This is a genomic window from uncultured Alsobacter sp., assembly GCF_945952055.1.
Classification (GTDB): Bacteria; Pseudomonadota; Alphaproteobacteria; order Rhizobiales; family Beijerinckiaceae; genus Alsobacter.
In genome coordinates this window covers 36,611-54,707 of sequence record NZ_CAMFHB010000025.1, presented here as the reverse complement: position 1 = coordinate 54,707, position 18,097 = coordinate 36,611, and the positions used below count along the sequence as shown (strand labels likewise).

Sequence of the window (18,097 nt, the reverse complement as noted above, 5' to 3'; positions counted from 1 at the left end):
GACCGGAAGGCCCCCGCTTGTGGTTGACGCGGCGCAGCAAGGGCCTTAGGCCGCCGCCCAGCGCACGCTCCGTCCCGAAAGACATCCCGCACCTTGCTCGCCGTCGCCGCCCTCGCCATGCCGTTCTTCGGCCTGATCTTCCTGGGCTTCGCCTGCGGGAAGATCATGCGCTATCCGGAGGCCGGCCTGCAGTGGATGAACTTCTTCATCGTCTACCTCGCGCTGCCGGCCCTGTTCATCAAGCTGATCGCGCCGACCCCCCTCGAGGAGCTCGCCAACTGGGCGTTCGTTCTATCGACGACGGCGTGCACCTTCGTCGTGTTCGCGCTGTCCTTCGTGCTGGGCCGGATCATCACGGGCGAGGGCGTGCGCACGGCCACCATGCAGGCCGTGGCCGGCGCCTATTCCAACATCGGCTACATGGGGCCGGGCCTGACGCTCGCGGCGCTCGGCCAGAATGCGATCATCCCGACCGCGCTCATCTTCGTCTTCGACTCGATCCTGCTGTTCACGCTGGTGCCGCTGCTCATGGCCTTCGGCAGCCCGCAGAAGACGAGCCTGCCCTCGACGCTGCTGCAGATCGTCCGGCGCATCGTCACGCACCCGTTCAACATCGCCACCGCGGTCGCGGTGGTCATGGCCTATTTCCGCTTCGTGCCGCCGGGCCCGATCGACACCATGATCACGTTCCTGAAGAACGCCGCCGCCCCGTGCGCGCTGTTCACCATGGGCGTCACCGTGGCGCTCCGCCCGCTGCGCAGCATGCCTGCCGACCTGCCCGCGCTGCTGGCGGTGAAGATGGTCCTGCACCCGGTGCTGGTCTGGCTCGTCCTGTCGACCGTCGGCGGCTTCCAGCGCGAATGGATCTTCACCGCGGTGCTGATGGCGGCCCTGCCGCCGGCGCTGAACGTCTTCGTGCTCGCCAACCAGTACAAGGTGTTCGTCGAGCGCGCCTCCACGGCGATCCTCGCCGGCACGCTCATCTCGGTCTTCACCGTGACGGGCCTGCTTTACCTCATCGCCAACGACCTGATCCCGTTCGACCCGCTCCACTGAGCGGTCGTCAGGCGCCGAGCCCCTGCTTCATCACGGCCCGTCGCAGGGGCTTGATGGACGAAACCGCGATGAGCCCGGCGCCGCGCAGCGCATCGACGGGCAGCCAGCCCGCCAGCAGCGACCGGTTCATGGCGTCGACGACGAAGGTCCGCGAGCGCACGTCGGCGCGCCGGCTCCGGTCATAGGCGGCGAGGCGGTCGGCGGAGCCCGGATCGCCGCCGGGCGAGCCCAGGCAGTCGCCCAGCGCGGCGACGTCGCGTAGGCCGAGGTTGAGCCCCTGGGCCCCGATCGGCGGAAATACGTGGGCCGCCTCGCCGACGAGCGCGCAGCGTGCCGCCGCGAAGCTCTCCACGGAAAGGCCGCCCATGGGCACGCAGCCGCGCGGCCCGTCGAGCCGCATGGCGCCGAGCATGGAATGGGCCTGGCGCTCGACCGTCCGTGCGAACGCCTCGGGCGGCAGCGCCACCAGGCGCTCCGCCTCGCGCGGGGTGGTCAGCCACACCAGGCTCGAACGCCGCCCCGCCATGGGGACGAGCGTGAAAGGGCCGGTGCGCGTGTGGAACTCGGTCGACGTGTCCTTGTGCGGGCGGTCATGGGCCAGGATGGCCGTGACGGCGGACTGGTCGTAGCGCCAGTCGCGGGTGGCGATGCCGGCCGCCTCGCGCACCTTCGACGTCCTGCCGTCGGCACCGACCGCGAGCCTGCAGCGCAGCACGCCCCCGCCGGCGAGCCGCAGCGAGACGCCTTCGGCGTCGGGCTCGACCGCGGCGACGAGGTCGTGCACCCGGCGGATGGCGGGAAGCGTCGCCGCCACCTGCTCCAGGCCGGCGACGAGCTGGGCGCTCTCGACGTTCTCACCGAACGCGTCGAGGTCGAGTTCGGAGGCGTCGAAGGTCACCGGCGGAGCGCGGAACAGCCCGCCCGTGTCGTCGATGATCGCCAACCGGACGAGCGGCGACGCGACGGGCGCCAGCGCATCCCAGGCGCCGATCTCCTTGAGGAATGAGACGCTGCCATGCATCAGGGCCACGGTCCGGCCGTCCGGCCGCTGCCCGGAAGGCGCGACGAGGGTCGGCGCCCAGCCGGCGCGCGCCAGGGCGATCGCGGCCGCCAGGCCCGCGGCGCCTCCGCCGATGATCGCGATGTCCGTCGTCTTGTCCGTCATGGCCCGATCCGTCCCGTCTGCCGGCGTGTCGTGGATAGCCCAAGACGGCCGTCCGGGCGAGCGACAGGATGCCCCGGAGGCAGAATGACGCCGCGTCCGGCATGGAGCGTCCATCCGGGTTCTGCCGCATTGCGCCACCGCAAAGCCGATGGTTACGTGCCCGCCAGAGCAACGCATCCATGTCCTCGCCCCCGATTTCGGTTGCCGCTCCCGCGGCCCATGCCCGCCTGACCGCAGAACGCTCGGCCGTGGCGGCCGTCGCGATCCTGTGCCTGGCCGCCTGGGGCGGGCTCGTCGCGGAGGCGATCCGCAGCGCCCGCACCGACGACCTGTTCAACGTGCTCTGCGGTCCGTCGGCGCTGGGGGCCACCTCCACCGGCGTCCTGTCCCAGCTTCCCGCCGTCTTCGTGCTGTGGCTCGTCATGAACGTGGCGATGATGCTCCCCACGTCGGTCCCGATGGTGCTGGGTTTCGTCGACACGCTCGGCGAGCGGCGCCGGCCGGCGCCGGGCTGGTATCCGCTGGTGCTGATCGCCGGCTATGGTGCGGTCTGGACGGCGATGTCGGCCACGGCTGCTATGGTGCAGGCCGCCCTCACGTCGCTCGCCACGCTGGTGACCCTGCCGGCTCCCGCGGCGGCGGTGCTCACCGGCGCGGTCGTCGGCTTTGCCGGCCTCTACCAGTTCAGCGACGCGAAGGGACGGTTCCTCGGCGCCTGCCGCCACCCGGTCCAGGCATTGCCGGTGGGGCGCGACGGAGCGGCGGCCGTCTTCCGGCTCGGCATGGACCAGGCCGCGCGCTGTGTCGGCTGCTGTGCCGCGGTCATGGCCCTGATGCTCGTCGCGGGCATGATGAACCTCGCCTGGATGGGCCTGTTCGCCCTGGTCATGACCATCGAGCGCCTCTCGTCCGGGGCCCTCGCCAGCCGTCTCATCGGTATCGGGCTGATTGCAGCGGGCCTGCTCCTCGCCATCTCGGGCGTGGGCTTCGACCGCCTGGTGGCCGTGCTCCTGGCCCGCTGAGCGGTGGGCGAGCGCCGCCCGGGCGGCGAAAGCCTCTGGCTTTGGCGCCGCTGGTGATGTTTTATCCGACCGCATGAGACTTGAGCGATCGGCGGCGCCGCAGTGACAGATCCCGTAGAGCCGGGCCCGGCAAGGAGACCGTTCCTGGAACGGCTTCCGGCCTATCTGGTGCATTTCTTCACCGCGTCGGGCGGTGCGTTGGCGTTTCTGGCGCTGTTCGAGGCCATCGACCAGCGCCTGGCACCGGCCTTCGCCTGGCTGGGAATCGCGCTCATCGTGGACGGGATCGACGGCACCATCGCGCGCGCCCTGCACGTGCGCGACCGCGTGCCGAACCTGTCGGGCGACGTGCTCGACCTCGTCATCGACTTCACGACCTACGTGTTCGTGCCCGCGGCCATCCTGGTGTTCAGCGGCTTCTGGCCGCGCCCCCTGGCGATGGGCCTTGGCATCATCATCATCGTCTCGGCGGCGCTCTATTTCGCCGACCTGCGGATGAAGACGCCCGACAACTGGTTCGCCGGCTTCCCGGCGGTCTGGAACGTGATCGTGTTCTATCTGGTCGTGTTCAAGCCCTCGCCCTGGATCGCGACCGCGGTGATCGCCATCGCGGCGATTGGGCAGGCGACGCCCTTCGTGTTCGTGCACCCCTTCCGCGTCGCGCAGTTCAAGCCGGTCACGCTGGCCATGTGCGTGGTGTGGTCGGTGGCGGGCTTCGTGGCCATCGCCGAGAACCTCGAGCCCGGCATCGTGACGCAGGCCGTGCTGCTCGCCTGCGCCGTCTATTTCGGCGGCCTGGGCATCCTGCGCAAGCGGCCCGTCGCCAAGGGCTGAGCCCTTCTCCTGCCATCCCTCCACCGTCATGGCCGGGCTTGGCACGGCCATCCACGACTTTGCTTGGGCCGTCCTGATGTCGTGTGGGCCGCCGGGCCGAGCCCGGGGATGACGCACGGAGGGATGAACGCCCGCTGGAAAAGCAACGAAGCGCTTCAGCCGGCCATCTGACCCGCCGAGGCGTTGCGCGCCTCGTCCACGCTCACCGCGTACTCGACCAGGGGCGACGTGAGATGGTGGGACACCAGCACCCTGCGCACGCTGACGGGAGCCCCGGCGAGCCAGATGGCGGTGCCGTTCTTGCGGCATTTCTTCGCGAACGCGGCGAGGCTCTCGGCGGCGGTGGAATCGACCAGCGGCACCTCGGTCATGTCGAGGACGAACACCTTGGGCAACTGACCCATGCGGTCGAGGACGGCGGCGACCTCGGCGGTGGCGCCGAAGAAGAACGGCCCGCGCAGCGTGTAGACCACGACGTCGTCGTTGCCCGCCGGACCCGTGTAGGGCGTACGGTCTTGGCCGCTCGTGTCTGCAACGTCGCCCTCGAAGAGCCGTGTCTGCGACTGGACTTCCACGAGCTGCGCCATGCGGTGCATGAACAGGATCGAGCCCAGCACCACGCCCACGGCGATGCCCTCGGTCAGGTCGCGGAAGCAGGTGAGCAGGAAGGTCGAGAGAAGCACCGCCGAGTCGCCGGGCGACCGCTTCAGGATCGCGATGAACTCCGCCTTCTCGGCCATGTTCCAGGAGACCACGGCCAGCACCGCCGCCAGCGCGGCGAGCGGGATGTAGGAGCCCAGCGGCGCCGCCACGAGCATCAGGACGAGCAGCGTCACCGAGTGGATCATGCCCGAGATCGGGCTGCGGGCCCCCGAGCGCACGTTGGTGGCGGTACGGGCGATCGTGCCCGTGGCGCAGATGCCGCCGAAGAAGGCGCAGGCGATGTTGGCGATGCCCTGCGCGACGAGTTCGCAGTTCGACCGGTGCCGCCGGCCCGTCATGCCGTCCGCCACCACCGCCGACAGGAGCGACTCGATTCCGCCCAGGAACGCGATCGCCACGGCGTCGGGCAACACCGCCTGGATCTTGGCGAAGCTGAGCGGCGGGACGGTGGGCGAGGGCAGGGTGGACGGGATGCCCCCGAACTTGCTGCCGATGGTGGCGATGTCGAAGCCGAACTTGCTCAGCCCCACCGAGGCCAGCGAGGCCACGACGATGGCGACGAGGAAGCCCGGCCAATGCGGGCGCAGCCGCCGCAGCACGAGGATGAGCGCCAGCGACAGGGCCGCCACGATCACTGCGCCCGGCGACACCGTGTTCGCCGCGGCGGCCAGCGCCTCGATTTTCGGCACCAGGGCCGCGGGCTCGCGCCCCGCCAGGGTGAGACCGAACAGGTCACTGATCTGGCTGGAGAAAATGATGACCGCAATGCCGCTCGTGAAGCCGACCGTCACCGGATGCGGGATGTACTTGATGTAGGTGCCCAGCCGCAGGAAGCCGATCGCGGTGAGGATGATGCCGGCGATCAGCGTGGCGAGCAGGAACCCGTCGAAGCCGTGCCGCTCGATGCTGGCGGCCACCAGCACGATGAAGGCGCCGGCCGGTCCGCCGATCTGGAAGCGGCTGCCGCCCAGGAGCGAGATCAGGAAACCGCCGACGATTGCCGTGTACAGGCCGCGGTCCGGCGACGCGCCCGAGGCCTTGGCGATCGCCATCGACAGCGGAATGGCCACCATCGCGACCGTGATCCCGGCGACGAGGTCGGCCCGCAGCGCCGCCGCGCCGTAGCCCTCGCGCAGCACGGTGACGAGCTTGGGCGTGAAGAGCTCGGCGAAGCTCGGTTCGCGCCGCATCGGGGAGGAATTGTCGTTCATGTCAGGCGTCCGGAAACCGGCGGGGGAACGACGCGCCTGAATAACAGACAGCGTCTGTAGAATGCGGATCATGACACAAACGAAGGCCGTTGCCGAGAGCCGAAGGCACCGTAAGATGCCGGATATGACTCGTGTGGAGACGTGACGTGAAAGCGATCCGTGTGCATCAGACCGGCGGTCCGGAAGTCCTGAAGCTCGAGGACTTCGAACTCCCGCCGCCCGGACCGGGCGAGGTGCGCATGCGCAACCGCGCGGTGGGCCTCAACTTCATCGAGGTCTACCAGCGCACGGGTCTCTACCAGGTGCCGCTGCCCTACACGCCGGGTGGCGAGTCCGCAGGCGACGTGGTGGCCGTCGGGCCCGGGGTGACCGAGTTCAAGCCCGGCGACCGCGTCGCCACGCCCATGGGCTTCGGCGCCTATGCCGAGGAGCGCAACCTGGCGGCGGCCGTCCTGGTGAAGCTCCCCGACGCGATCTCCTACGAAACCGCCGCGGCGATGATGCTGAAGGGTCTCACGGTCCAGTACCTGCTGCGCAGCACCTATCGGGTGAACCCGGGCGACACCATCCTCTTCCACGCCGCTGCCGGCGGCGTCGGCCTGATTGCCTGCCAGTGGGCGCGCCACCTCGGCGCGACCGTGATCGGGACGGTGGGGGATCGCGAAAAGGCGAAACTCGCCGCGGAGGCCGGGGCGCACCACACCATCCTCTACCGCGAGGAGGACTTCGTGGCGCGCGTCGCCGAGATCACCGGCGGCAAGAAGTGCCACGTGGTCTACGACAGCGTCGGCAAGACCACCTATCCGGGCTCGCTGGACTGCCTGCGGCCGTTCGGCATGTTCGTCAGCTTCGGCAACGCGTCGGGCGCCATCGACAATTTCAACATTCTGCATCTGTCGCAGAAGGGCTCGCTCTACGCGACCCGCCCGACGCTGGGCACCCACGTCGCCGACCGCGCCAACTACCTCAAGATGTGCGAGGACCTGTTCTCGGTCGTGGCGTCCGGCGCGGTGAAGATCCCGGTTCACACCCGCCGGCCGCTCGCCGAGGCGGCCGAGGCGCATCGCGCGCTCGAAGCGAGGTCCACGACGGGCGCCACGGTCCTGCTTCCGTGACCGCGCTCGTCGCCCTGCGCGGCATCGTCAAGCGGTTCGGCACGCTCACCGCCAACGACCACGTCGACCTCGACGTCCAGCCGGGCGAGATCCACGCCCTCCTGGGCGAGAACGGCGCCGGCAAGTCGACGCTGGTGAAGATCCTGTTCGGCCTCCTGCAGCCGAACGAGGGCACCATCCGCTGGCAGGGCCGGGAGGTCATGCTGTCCGGCCCCGACGCCGCGGCGGCGCTCGGCATCGGCATGGTGTTCCAGCACTTCTCGCTGTTCGACAACCTGACCGTGGCCGAGAACATCGGCGTGGCCATGCCGAAGGGCGACGGCCTGGCCGACCTCGAGGCCCGCATCGCCGCCGTCGGCAAGCGCTACGGTCTGGCGCTCGATCCCTCCCGTCCGGTGTGGACGCTCTCGGCGGGCGAGCGCCAACGCATCGAGATCGTGCGGGCACTCCTGCGCGAGCCCAAGCTGCTCATTCTCGACGAACCGACCTCGGTCCTCACCCCCCAGGAGGCCGAGACGCTCTTTTCAACGCTGGACACGCTGGCCGCCGGCGGCTGCGGTCTCCTCTACATCACCCACCGCCTGGAGGAGGTCCGGCGGCTGTGCCACCGGGCCACGATCCTGCGCGCCGGCAAGGTCGTCGCGGCCTGCGACCCCCGCCAGGAAAGCGTCGCCGCGCTGGCGAGCCTGATGGTCGGCAGCGAGGTGGCGGAGGTTCGCCCCGCCGCGGCGCATGCGCTGGGTCCCGTGCGCTTTTCTCTGAACGGCCTCACGCTGCCGTCCTCCGACCTGCACGGCGTGGCCCTGAAGGCGGTGTCGCTCGAGGTTCGCGGCGGCGAGATCGTCGGCATCGCGGGCGTCGCCGGCAACGGCCAGGCGGAGCTCTTCGGCGCCATGTCCGGCGAGGACCTCGCGGCCAGCGCCGAGGCCGTCACCATCGACGGCAAGCCGGTCGGCCGCGACGGCATCGACGCGCGCCGCAAGCGAGCCGCCGCCTTCGTGCCCGAGGAGCGCAACGGCCATGCCGCCGCGCCGAGGATGACCCTGTCCGAGAACGTCGTCCTGTCGCGCCACGGCGACGGCATGGCCAGGGGCGGGCTCGTCGACCTGCGCGCGGCCAAGGACATGGCCCAGGCCATCATCAAGGCCTTCGACGTCCGCAAGGGCAAGGTGGATCCGCCGGCCGGGACGCTGTCGGGCGGCAACCTGCAGAAGTTCGTCGTCGGGCGGGAGATGCTGCGCAAGCCCGGCGTGCTCATCGTCAACCAGCCCACCTGGGGCGTCGACCCCGGCGCCACCGCGACGATCCGCCAGGCGCTCATCGACCTGGCGGCCTCCGGCGCCGCCGTCGTCGTCATCAGCCAGGATCTCGACGAGATCTACGCCATCGCCGACCGCATCGCGGTCATCCACGACGGGGAGCTGTCGAAGGCCTATCCGGCCCGCGAGATCGGCCGCGAGCAGATCGGCCTGCTGATGGCCGGTGCGGGGCACGCCCATGCGGCTTGAACTCGTCCCGCGCGGCGACGTCTCTCCCGTCGCCCGCGTGCTCTCACCGGTCGCCGCGGTGGCCGCCGCCATCCTCATCGGCGGCATCATCGTGGCCATCATGGGCCGCTCGCCGCTGCAGGCGCTGCAGGTCTACTTCGTCGAGCCGCTGACGCAGGGCTGGGCGCTGCAGGAGCTCGCCATCAAGGCGACGCCGCTGCTCATCATCGCTGTCGGCCTGTCCTTCTGCTTCCGCGCCAGCCTGTGGAACATCGGCGCCGAGGGCCAGTTCATCATCGGCGCGCTCACGGGCAGCATGGTGCCGCTGGCCCTGCACGGCTCGGGCGCGGGCCCCTGGGTGCTGGCTGCCGGCCTCGTGGCGGGCGCGCTGGGCGGGCTCCTCTACGCGCTGATCCCCGCCCTTCTGCGCGTCGCCTTCGGCGTCAGCGAGATCCTGACGAGCCTGATGCTGGTCTACGTGGCCGAGCTCACCCTCGACTACCTCGTGCGCGGCCCCTGGCGCGATCCCAAGGGGTTCAACTTTCCCCAGACCGTGACGTTCGACTGGACGCTGCCCTACATCGCCGAGGGCGACCGGCTGCATGCCGGCATCCTGATCGCGCCCCTCGTGGCGCTGGCGGCCTGGTTCGTCATGCGGCGCACGCTCTTCGGCTTCGGCATCCGGGTCGCGGGCGAGAGCCCGAAGGCGGCGCGCTTCGCCGGCTTCAGCGCCGACCGCATGGTGATCGCCGCCTTCTGCATCTCCGGCGCCTGCGCCGGGCTCGCCGGCATCGTCGAGGTCTTCGGCCAGATCCACCAGCTGAAGCCCGGCATCTCGCCGGGCTACGGCTTCACCGCGATCACCGTGGCCTTCCTCGGGCGCCTGCATCCGGCCGGCATGGTGTTCGGCGCGCTCGTCGTCGCGCTCACCGTCATCGGCGGCGAGAACGCTCAGATCGTCATGCAACTGCCGCTCGACCTCACGCGCGTCTTCCAGGGCGTGCTGCTGATGTGCGTTCTGGCGGCCGACGCGCTCGTGTCCTACCGCGTGCGCGTCGTCGGGGGAGGGCGCTGACATGGGTGTCTGGGAAGCCATCCTCATCACCGTGGTCACCGCCGCGACGCCGCTCCTCATCGCCGCGATGGGCGAACTCGTCGTCGAGCGCGCCGGCGTCCTCAACCTCGGCATCGAGGGCATGATGGCGGTGGGCGCGGCCTGCGGCTTCGCCGCCGCCATCCTGTCGGGATCCACCATCCTCGGCATCCTGGCGGCGATCGCGGCCGGGCTCGTGCTCTCGGGCCTCTTCGCGTTGCTCGTGCTGGGGCTCGCCACCAACCAGGTCGCCTCGGGCCTGGCGCTCACCATCCTGGGGCTGGGTCTTTCGGGCCTGATCGGCGCGGGCTTCGTCGGCACGCAGCGCGAGGCGATCCCGCCGGTGTACATCCCCGGGCTCACGGACCTGCCGGGCGGCCACGTGCTCTTCGGCGAGAACCCCTTCGTCTACTTCTCGCTGGCGCTGGCCTTCGCCACCCTGTGGTTCCTCGGCCGCAGCCGCGCCGGTCTCACCCTGCGCTCCATCGGCGAGAATCACGCCTCGGCCCATGCGCTGGGCCTGCCGGTGCTCAAGGTCCGGCTGGCGGCGATCCTGTTCGGAGGCGCCTGCGCCGGGCTCGCCGGGGCCTACCTGTCGCTCGTCTACACGCCGTTCTGGTCCCCCGGCATGACGGCGGGCCGCGGCTGGATCGCGCTGGCTTTGGTGGTGTTCGCGTCCTGGCGCCCGTTGCGACTGCTGTTCGGCGCCTACCTCTTCGGCGGGGCGACCGTCCTGCAGCTGCACGCCCAGGCCGCCTCGCTCGGCATCCCGTCGCAAGCGCTCTCGGCCTTTCCCTACGTGGCGACCATCGTCGCGCTCGTCGTCATGTCTGTGGGAAGGCGGTCCGCGACGGCCCCCGGATCGCTTGGTGCACCTTTCGTTCCCGACCGCTGATTTGGTATCATTTGTCGCAGCAGGCCGGCTCGGGCACGGTCGCGTCGAGACAAAACGACCCGGATTGGAGACAAGGGATGCGTCAGATGTTCAAGGCTGCCGCCGCGGCCGCGCTCGCGGCCGGGCTCGGCGCCGCGGCCGCGGGCTCCGCCTCGGCCCAGGAGAAGATGAAGGTCGGCTTCATCTATGTCGGTCCGGTCGGGGACTTCGGCTACAGCTACCAGCACAACCAGGGCCGCCTCGCCGTCGAGAAGGCGCTGGGCGACAAGGTCACCACGACCTTCCTGGAGAACGTGCCGGAGGCCGACAGCGAGCGCTCGATCGAGCAGCTGGCCCGCACCGGGCACAAGCTCATCTTCACCACCTCCTTCGGCTTCATGGACCCGACGGTGAAGGTCGCGAAGAAGTACCCGAACGTCTATTTCGAGCACGCCACGGGCTACAAGCGCGAGAAGAACCTCGCCACCTACTCGGCCAAGTTCCATGAAGGCCGCTACGTGATCGGGCAGATCGCCGGCAAGATGACGAAGTCGAACGTGATCGGCTACGTCGCGTCCTTCCCGATCCCCGAGGTCGTGTCCGGCATCAACGCCTTCATGCTGGGCGCGCAGTCGGTCAACCCGAACATCAAGGTCAAGATCGTCTGGGCCAACACGTGGTTCGACCCGGGCAAGGAAGCCGACGCCGCCAAGGCGCTGCTCGACCAGGGCGCCGACATCATCTCCCAGCACACCGACAGCCCGGCCCCGCTGCAGCAGGCCGAGGCCCGCGGCAAGTTCGCGTTCGGCCAGGCGTCCGACATGATCCGCTTCGCCCAGAAGGCGACGCTGACCTCCATTGTCGACAACTGGAACGACTACTACATCGCCCGCGTGAAGGCGGCGCTGGACGGCAGCTGGAAGTCCGAGGACACCTGGGGCGGCTTCGACGCCAACATGGTCAACATGGCCCCCTTCACCAACATGCCCGACGAAGTGAAGGCGATGGCCACCAAGACCACCGCCGACATCAAGTCCGGCGCGCTGAACCCCTTCAAGTGCCCGGTCTACGGCCAGGACGGCAAGGAGATCGAGTGCAAGGGCAAGGGCGCGCTCTCCGACGAGCAGGTGCTGGGCATGGCCTTCTACGTGAAGGGCATCGACGACCAGCTGCCGAAGTAAGGCAGGCAGCGAACCCACTGACGGAAGGGCGGCCGCGAGGCCGCCCTTTTCACATCCTGGCGTGCAGCCGGAACCGGGCCAGGTGGTCGGGACGCAGGGTCACGGTGCCGACCGGCATCACGGGCCGGTCGTCGGTCCTTTCCACCCGGAAGCGTTTCAGCCATTCGGCCAGCACGAGGACGAGCTCCGTGGTGGCGAAATGCGCGCCGATGCAGATGCGCGGACCAATGCCGAAGGGCAGGTAGACGAGGCGATCGATGGGCGGCGCGCCGGGCATGAAGCGCCGCGGGTCGAAGGCGTGGGGATCGGCCCACAGCCGCTCCTGCCGGTGGAGCAGCCAGGGCGAGACGTTGATCATGTCGCCCGGCGACACCGCGTGCGCCCCGATCCGGTCGGGCTTGGTGGCAACCCGGGTGACGAGGAAGGCCGGCGGATAGAGCCGCATGGCCTCGCTGGCCACGGCATGGATCACGGGAAGCTGCGCGGGCAGGGGCGTCCCGTCGTCCCCCGACCATGCGACCGCCTCGGCCGCCGCCTCCTCCTGGTGCCCAGGCGACAGCGACAGCAGCAGCAGCGTCCAGAACAGGGCGACTGCCGTGGTCTCGTGCCCGGCCAGGATCATCGTCGACACCTGGTCGCGCAGCATCTCCTTGTCGAAGGGCGAGCCGTCGCGCGGGTCCCGTGCCGCCAGGAGCAGGTCGCAGAGGTCGCGCGCCACGTCGGGCGCCGGTCCGGCCGCCGCGCGCTCCGCGATCATCTCCTCGATGAAGGCCTTGAAGCGGTTCGCCGCCATGCCCCGCCGCAGGTCGGTCGGGTTGGGCATGTTCGCAGGCAGGACGAGGTCGAACACGGAAGGGCCGACCCGCGCCGCATAGCCGTCGACCAGCGCCCTCATGCGCTCGGCCCGGTCCGTCATCTCCATGGAGAACATGGTCCGGCCGGCGATCTCGAGGGTGAGGCGCTGGGTCTGCTCGAAGAGGTCGATCGGCCGGCCGGTCCGGCGGGCCAGCTGGTCGAGCCGTTCCTGCGCGATCCGGGTCATCAGCGGCCGCAGCGGGTCCATCGCGCGCGGCGTGAAGGCGGGTGCCAGGGCCCGGCGCTGGTGGCGCCAGTCCTCGCCCTCGGCCAGGAACAGCCCGCGTCCCAGCATCGGCTTCAGCATGCGCCGCGTGATCGAGGTCCGGACATAGGCCTCGTGGTTGTCCACGAAGACGTGGCGGATGGCCTCGGGATCGTTCAGCGTGAAGCTCGTCACGCCGAAGAAGGGCGAGGACACGATCTCCCGCCTGTAGGATTCCTCGCCCCACACGGACAGGACGTTGCGTCCCAGCGTGAAGGCCATCTTCAACGGCGACAGGGGCGCCCGCGGCGGAACGGGCCGTGGCGGAACGAGTAGCGGCGCGGCGAGCGGAGCGGACATGGACAGAAGGTGTGCCTGACGGGGCGATCAGGCAAGGGCACCTATTGCCACCCCTCCACCGTCATCCCCGGTCTTGGCCCGGGGACCCAAGACTTCGCGACCACTCACGACTTCACGACCATTGCAAAGTCGTGGATGGCCGGGACAAGCTCGGCCAAGACGCCGAGGAGAAGATGGGGACGCAAGCCGGTGAACTACACCGCCACCCCATGCAGGTCGTAGGCGTCAGCCCGCTCGACCTTCACCGACACGATGTCGCCGATCCGCAGCGGGCGGCGGCTGGCGACGTAGACGTTGCCGTCGATCTCGGGCGCGTCCCATTGGGAGCGGCCCTTCGAGACGGTGGGGCCCGGCTCGTCGATGATCACCTTGATGCGCTTGCCGACGCGGGAGGCGAGGCGCTTGGCGCTGATTGCCTGCTGGGTGGCCATGAAGCGCTCCCAGCGCGACTGCTTCACCTCGTCCGGCACGGCCGGGAGGCCGAGGTCGTTGGCGGTCGCGCCGCGCACCGGCTCGTACTTGAAGCAGCCGACGCGCTCGAGCTTCGTCTCGCGCAGCCAGTCGAGCAGCTCCTCGAAGTCCTCGTCCGTCTCGCCGGGGAAGCCGACGATGAAGGTCGAGCGGATGGCGAGGTCCGGGCAGGTCTCGCGCCACTTGCGGATGCGCTCGGCCGTCTTCTCTGTGGCGGCTGGCCTGCGCATGGCCTTCAGCACCTTCGGCGAGGAATGCTGGAAGGGGATGTCGAGATAGGGCAGCACCACGCCGTCCGCCATCAGGCCGATGACCTCGTCCACGTGGGGGTAGGGATAGACGTAGTGGAGCCGCACCCAGGCACCCAGCGTGCCCAGCTCGCGCGAGAGGTCGAGGAACCGCGCCCGGACCTCGCGGTCCTGCCAGGTCGACGTCGCGTACTTGATGTCGACGCCGTAGGCGGAGGTGTCCTGCGACACCACGAGCAGTTCCTTCACGCCGGCGGCGACGAGCTTCTCGGCCTCGCGAAGCACGTCCGAGGCGGGGCGCGACACCAGGTCGCCGCGCAGCTTGGGGATGATGCAGAAGGTGCAGCGGTTGTTGCAGCCTTCCGAAATCTTCAGGTAGGCGTAGTGGCGCGGCGTGAGCTTCACGCCCTGCGGCGGCACGAGGTCGAGGAACGGGTCGTGCGCCGGCGGCACCGCCTCGTGCACCGCGCCCATCACGCTTTCGTAGGCCTGCGGACCGGTGATCGCCAGCACGTTGGGGAAGGCGTCCCGGATCTGCTCGGGCTCGGCGCCCATGCAGCCGGTCACGATCACCTTGCCGTTTTCGGCCAGCGCCTCGCCGATCGCCGACAGCGACTCCGCCTTGGCGCTGTCGAGGAACCCGCAGGTGTTGACGATGACGGCGTCGGCGCCCTGGTGCGACTTGACGAGCTCGTATCCCTCCGCCCGCAGGCGCGTGATGATCCGTTCGCTGTCGACGAGCGCCTTGGGGCAACCGAGGGACACGAAGGAGATCTTGGGCTGGGCGGTCATTGCGGGCGCTCGGACGAGGGAAGGCGTGCTCATAGCGCGCCGCCCTCTCCGCGTAAACGGCAGGGTCGTTGCGGATGGAACGGTGAGCGGGAGCGGCGCGTTGGCGAAAAGTTCCCTCAACCGTCGGAGACCTGGAATGGGCGAGCCCCTCACGCGACGAACCGTGCTCCTGGGAATGACGGGGGCGGCGGTGGCCGGCGCGGCGGCGGCGCAGACCCCGCCCGCCCCGCACGACGACATGCTGTCGGGTGGGCTCTTCACCTTCGACGCGCTGGCGGCGCTCGCCGAGCGCCGGTCGGGCGAGCCGGTGAAGCCCCCGGCCGCACGGATCCCCGATGCGCTCAAGGCCCTGGACTACGACGCCTGGCGCGACATCCGCTTCCGGCCCGACGCGGCGCTGCTCACCGGGCGCTTCCGCATGCAGCTCTTCCATCCGGGGTTCCTCTATCCCCGGCCCGTGACGGTGCTGGTGGTGCGCGAGGGGCGCGCCACGCCGGTCGCCTTCGAGAAGGAGATGTTCGACTACGGCCGCAACAAGATCGCAGACCCGCTGCCGCGCGAAATGGGCTTTGCCGGGCTGCGGCTGCATTTCGCGCTGAACGACCCCGGCATCCTCGACGAACTCGCGGTGTTTCTCGGCGCCAGCTATTTCCGCTTCCTGTCCCGCGACCAGCGCTACGGCCTGTCGGCCCGGGGCATCGCCGTCGGCTCGGGCCAGCCCGGCGAGGAGTTTCCGGCCTTCACCGCCTTCTGGGTGGAGGATCCGCCCATGGGCGAGGAGCGCATCACCCTCTATGCCCTGCTGGAGGGCGAGGCCCTGACGGGCGCCTACAAGTTCACGATCTGGCCTGGCGCCGCCACCGGGGTCGAGGTGGAGGCGCGGCTCTACCCGCGCCGGCCCATCGAGCGGCTCGGCATCGCGCCGCTCACCTCCATGTTCTACGTCAGCGAGAACGACCGGCGCATCGCCGACGAGTTCCGGCCCGAGGTCCACGACAGCGATGGGCTGCTCCTGCATTCGGGCACCGGCGAGTGGATCTGGCGCCCGCTGCGCAACCCGATCGCGCCCCGCATCACGAGCTTCGCGGGCAAGACCCCGCGCGGCTTCGGCCTCATGCAGCGCGACCGGAGCTTCACCCGCTACGAGGACCTGGAGGCCCGCTACGACCTGCGTCCGAGCTACTGGGTCGAGCCCACGGGCGACTGGGGGGAGGGCAGGGTCGAGCTCGTCGAACTGCCCGGGCCTGACGAGACGGGCGACAACATCGTCGCCTTCTGGACCCCGGCGAGCCTGCTGCCGCAGGCCAAGGAAACCCGCCTCGCCTACCGCATCCGCTCGATCGGCGACGGGGCGGACCTGCACACGGGTGGCCGCGTGCGCGCGACCTTCCAGGCCACGGCCCGCGCCTCCGGCGCCCGCGGACCGGGACGACCCGACATCCGTCGCTTCCTCGTGGACTTCGTGGGCGGGGACCTCGCCTATTTCCTGCGCGAACCCGACCGGGTGGAAGCCGTGCCCTCGCTGTCGGCCGGCAAGATCCTGCGCACCTCGCTGATGCCCAACGTCGTCACCGAGGGCTTCCGCGTCGCGCTCGACGTGCAGCTGGGCGAGGGCGAGACCAGCGACATTCGGCTCTACCTGCGGTCGGGCCAGCGCGCGCTGACGGAAACCTGGACATTCCCCTGGTCACGCGAGCGGCAATGATCCCTCCCGCAGACCGCGTCACGCGCCCTGGTGATGGGTTTGTCGTGTGTGGACAGAGGCTTGGCATGAAACCTGCTGACGGCGGTTGCGGCCGGCAAGCCACTTGCCTGCGGCGCGTCTGCAGCTAGGCTGGCGCGACGCGCTCCAGGCAGACCATGCCGGTTGCAGATGTTCTGGGCACGACGGAGGAACGAGACGTGACCGCAGTGACGCGACGTGGGTTCAATGCGCTGGCCATGGGCACGGCGATGCTTCCGATGGTGGGGCCTGCCTTCGGCCAGGCCGCGGCGCGCGGCAAGTCGATCATCGTGGCGCAGTCGAGCGACGCCTACACGATGGACCCGGCCAAGCACTCGAACTTCCAGACGGCCAACATCCTCGGGCACCTCTACGACTCGCTGGTGCACCTCAATCTCGACGGGACGTTCGGGCCGCGGCTCGCCCTCTCCTGGTCCAACCCCGACCCGATGACCTGGCGTTTCGTGCTGCGCCAGGGCGTCAAGTTCCACAACGGCGAGGAGTTCAACGCCGAGGCGGTGAAATTCACCTTCGACCGGGCGCTCGACCCGAAGTTCGCCGCGCCCTACCGCTCCCGCATCGCGGCGATCACGAAGGTCGAGGTGGTCGATCCGTTCACGGTCGACTTCAAGACGGCCGCGCCGTTCCCGACCATGCTGTACTCGCTCTACACGGCGTCGTTCGCCTCGCTCATCGTGCCGCCGAAATACGCGGCCGAGTCCAATGGCGAGGCGATCGCCAAGAAGGCCGTCGGCACCGGCCCCTTCCGGCTCGTCGAATGGGTGAAGGACGACCGCGTCGTGGTCGAGGCCAACCCGGACTACTGGGGCGGCAAGCCCAAGCTCGACAAGATCACGTTCCGCCCCATCAAGGAGCGCCGCACCGCCATCGCCGAGATCAAGAGCGAGGGCGTGGACCTCATCAGCGACGTGCCCCCCGAGGACGTGCCCGGCCTGAACCGCGGCGAGACGAAGACCATCGTCCAAGACTCCGACTTCTTCTTCTTCTTCTTCGCCTTCGACACGCTGAAAGCCACGCCGCTGCAGGACAAGCGCGTGCGCCAGGCCATCAACTACGCCGTCGACGTCGACACGATCCAGAAGACGATCCTCGGCGGCATGGGCAAGCGCATCGCCGTCACGCTGCCCACCTCCGCGCTGGGCTACGACCCCGACCTGAAGCCCTATCCGTATGATCCCGCCAAGGCGAAGGCGCTGCTGGCGGAGGCCGGGTTCCCGAACGGCTTCGAGATCCCGCTCACCTCGCGCCAGTTCTACTACCTGAAGGACAAGGAGATCATGGAGGCCACCATGGGCTACCTGGCCCGGGTCGGCATCAAGGTGAACCCCAACTTCCTGGAACCCGGCGTGTGGGCGCAGGTGTCTGAGAAGAAGGGCCGCGAGGGCCTCATCTATCCGGGCTGGAGCGGCAACGACCCGGACCTCATCTGGTACCCGATCCTGACGACCGGCATGTACCAGAGCTACTTCTCCAACAAGGAGCTCGACGAGCTGCTGGTGAAGGGCCGGTCCACCCTCGACCTGAACGAGCGCAAGGCGATCTACAAGAAGGCCGGCCAGCTCATCAAGGAGGAGGCGCCGCATCTGCCGCTCTTCCAGGCGCCGTCGATCTACGCGGTCAACAAGCGCCTCGTCTGGAAGCCGCGCTCCGACACCCTGCTCGACCTGCGCGAAGCGGAAGTGGCGGGCTGACGCCGATCGCCCGCGGCCGGCGCCGCGGGC

Annotated in this window: 14 protein-coding genes; 10 read left to right on the top strand and 4 right to left on the bottom strand. The window is 69.6% G+C overall.

The window, feature by feature from the left end:
• Window positions 1-93: 93 nt before the first annotated feature.
• The gene (locus Q0Q47_RS18355; protein ID WP_293862993.1) at window positions 94-1,056 is read left to right on the top strand and encodes an AEC family transporter; all 963 of its coding nucleotides are present in this window, start codon (window positions 94-96) and stop codon (window positions 1,054-1,056) included.
• A 7-nt stretch (window positions 1,057-1,063) separates the two neighbouring features.
• Here Q0Q47_RS18355 and Q0Q47_RS18350 read toward each other — a convergent pair whose 3' ends face one another.
• On the bottom strand, window positions 1,064-2,221 hold the full coding sequence (locus Q0Q47_RS18350) for a UbiH/UbiF family hydroxylase (protein ID WP_293862991.1): 1,158 nt from the start codon (window positions 2,219-2,221) through the stop codon (window positions 1,064-1,066).
• A gap of 179 nt (window positions 2,222-2,400) precedes the next feature.
• Between Q0Q47_RS18350 and Q0Q47_RS18345 the strand changes: the two genes are divergently transcribed.
• Together Q0Q47_RS18345 and Q0Q47_RS18340 are read left to right on the top strand one after the other, a co-directional pair.
• The gene (locus Q0Q47_RS18345; RefSeq protein ID WP_293862989.1) at window positions 2,401-3,243 is read left to right on the top strand and encodes a DUF2182 domain-containing protein; all 843 of its coding nucleotides are present in this window, start codon (window positions 2,401-2,403) and stop codon (window positions 3,241-3,243) included.
• Window positions 3,244-3,345: 102 nt separating this feature from the next.
• A complete protein-coding gene (locus Q0Q47_RS18340; RefSeq protein WP_293862987.1) occupies window positions 3,346-4,077 on the top strand; it encodes a CDP-alcohol phosphatidyltransferase family protein in 732 nt (243 codons plus the stop codon).
• Window positions 4,078-4,232: 155 nt separating this feature from the next.
• On the opposite strand, the gene Q0Q47_RS18335 is transcribed toward Q0Q47_RS18340, so the two are convergent.
• Window positions 4,233-5,951 carry a SulP family inorganic anion transporter gene (locus Q0Q47_RS18335; protein ID WP_293862985.1) on the bottom strand — a complete coding sequence of 573 codons (1,719 nt, stop codon included), beginning with the start codon at window positions 5,949-5,951 and terminating at the stop codon, window positions 4,233-4,235.
• 146 nt (window positions 5,952-6,097) lie between these two features.
• Here Q0Q47_RS18335 and Q0Q47_RS18330 point away from each other — a divergent pair, with 146 nt between their 5' ends.
• From Q0Q47_RS18330 to Q0Q47_RS18310, 5 genes are all read left to right on the top strand, one after another.
• Window positions 6,098-7,066 (top strand): quinone oxidoreductase, encoded by a 969-nt coding sequence (locus Q0Q47_RS18330; protein WP_293862983.1) that lies wholly within the window; start codon window positions 6,098-6,100, stop codon window positions 7,064-7,066.
• The gene (locus tag Q0Q47_RS18325; protein ID WP_293862981.1) at window positions 7,063-8,574 is read left to right on the top strand and encodes an ABC transporter ATP-binding protein; all 1,512 of its coding nucleotides are present in this window, start codon (window positions 7,063-7,065) and stop codon (window positions 8,572-8,574) included. The genes Q0Q47_RS18330 and Q0Q47_RS18325 overlap by 4 nt, the downstream gene beginning before the upstream one ends.
• Complete coding sequence (locus Q0Q47_RS18320; protein WP_293862979.1) at window positions 8,564-9,628, top strand: ABC transporter permease; 1,065 nt, start codon at window positions 8,564-8,566, stop codon at window positions 9,626-9,628. The genes Q0Q47_RS18325 and Q0Q47_RS18320 overlap by 11 nt, the downstream gene beginning before the upstream one ends.
• A gap of 1 nt (window position 9,629) precedes the next feature.
• Window positions 9,630-10,541 carry an ABC transporter permease gene (locus Q0Q47_RS18315; RefSeq protein ID WP_293862977.1) on the top strand — a complete coding sequence of 304 codons (912 nt, stop codon included), beginning with the start codon at window positions 9,630-9,632 and terminating at the stop codon, window positions 10,539-10,541.
• A gap of 77 nt (window positions 10,542-10,618) precedes the next feature.
• Window positions 10,619-11,701, top strand: coding sequence for a BMP family ABC transporter substrate-binding protein (locus Q0Q47_RS18310; RefSeq protein WP_293862975.1), 1,083 nt, complete (start codon window positions 10,619-10,621; stop codon window positions 11,699-11,701).
• A gap of 49 nt (window positions 11,702-11,750) precedes the next feature.
• On the opposite strand, the gene Q0Q47_RS18305 is transcribed toward Q0Q47_RS18310, so the two are convergent.
• Both Q0Q47_RS18305 and rimO read right to left on the bottom strand, forming a co-directional pair.
• Window positions 11,751-13,121 carry a cytochrome P450 gene (locus Q0Q47_RS18305; RefSeq protein ID WP_293862973.1) on the bottom strand — a complete coding sequence of 457 codons (1,371 nt, stop codon included), beginning with the start codon at window positions 13,119-13,121 and terminating at the stop codon, window positions 11,751-11,753.
• 194 nt (window positions 13,122-13,315) lie between these two features.
• Window positions 13,316-14,665 (bottom strand): 30S ribosomal protein S12 methylthiotransferase RimO, encoded by a 1,350-nt coding sequence (gene rimO, locus Q0Q47_RS18300; protein WP_293862971.1) that lies wholly within the window; start codon window positions 14,663-14,665, stop codon window positions 13,316-13,318.
• Window positions 14,666-14,768: 103 nt separating this feature from the next.
• On the opposite strand from rimO, the gene Q0Q47_RS18295 reads away from it, so the two are divergent.
• Entirely contained in the window at window positions 14,769-16,337 is a 1,569-nt protein-coding gene (locus tag Q0Q47_RS18295; protein ID WP_293862969.1) for a glucan biosynthesis protein, read from the top strand.
• 197 nt (window positions 16,338-16,534) lie between these two features.
• Window positions 16,535-18,067 (top strand): ABC transporter substrate-binding protein, encoded by a 1,533-nt coding sequence (locus Q0Q47_RS18290; RefSeq protein ID WP_293862967.1) that lies wholly within the window; start codon window positions 16,535-16,537, stop codon window positions 18,065-18,067.
• The last annotated feature ends 30 nt before the right edge of the window (window positions 18,068-18,097 follow it).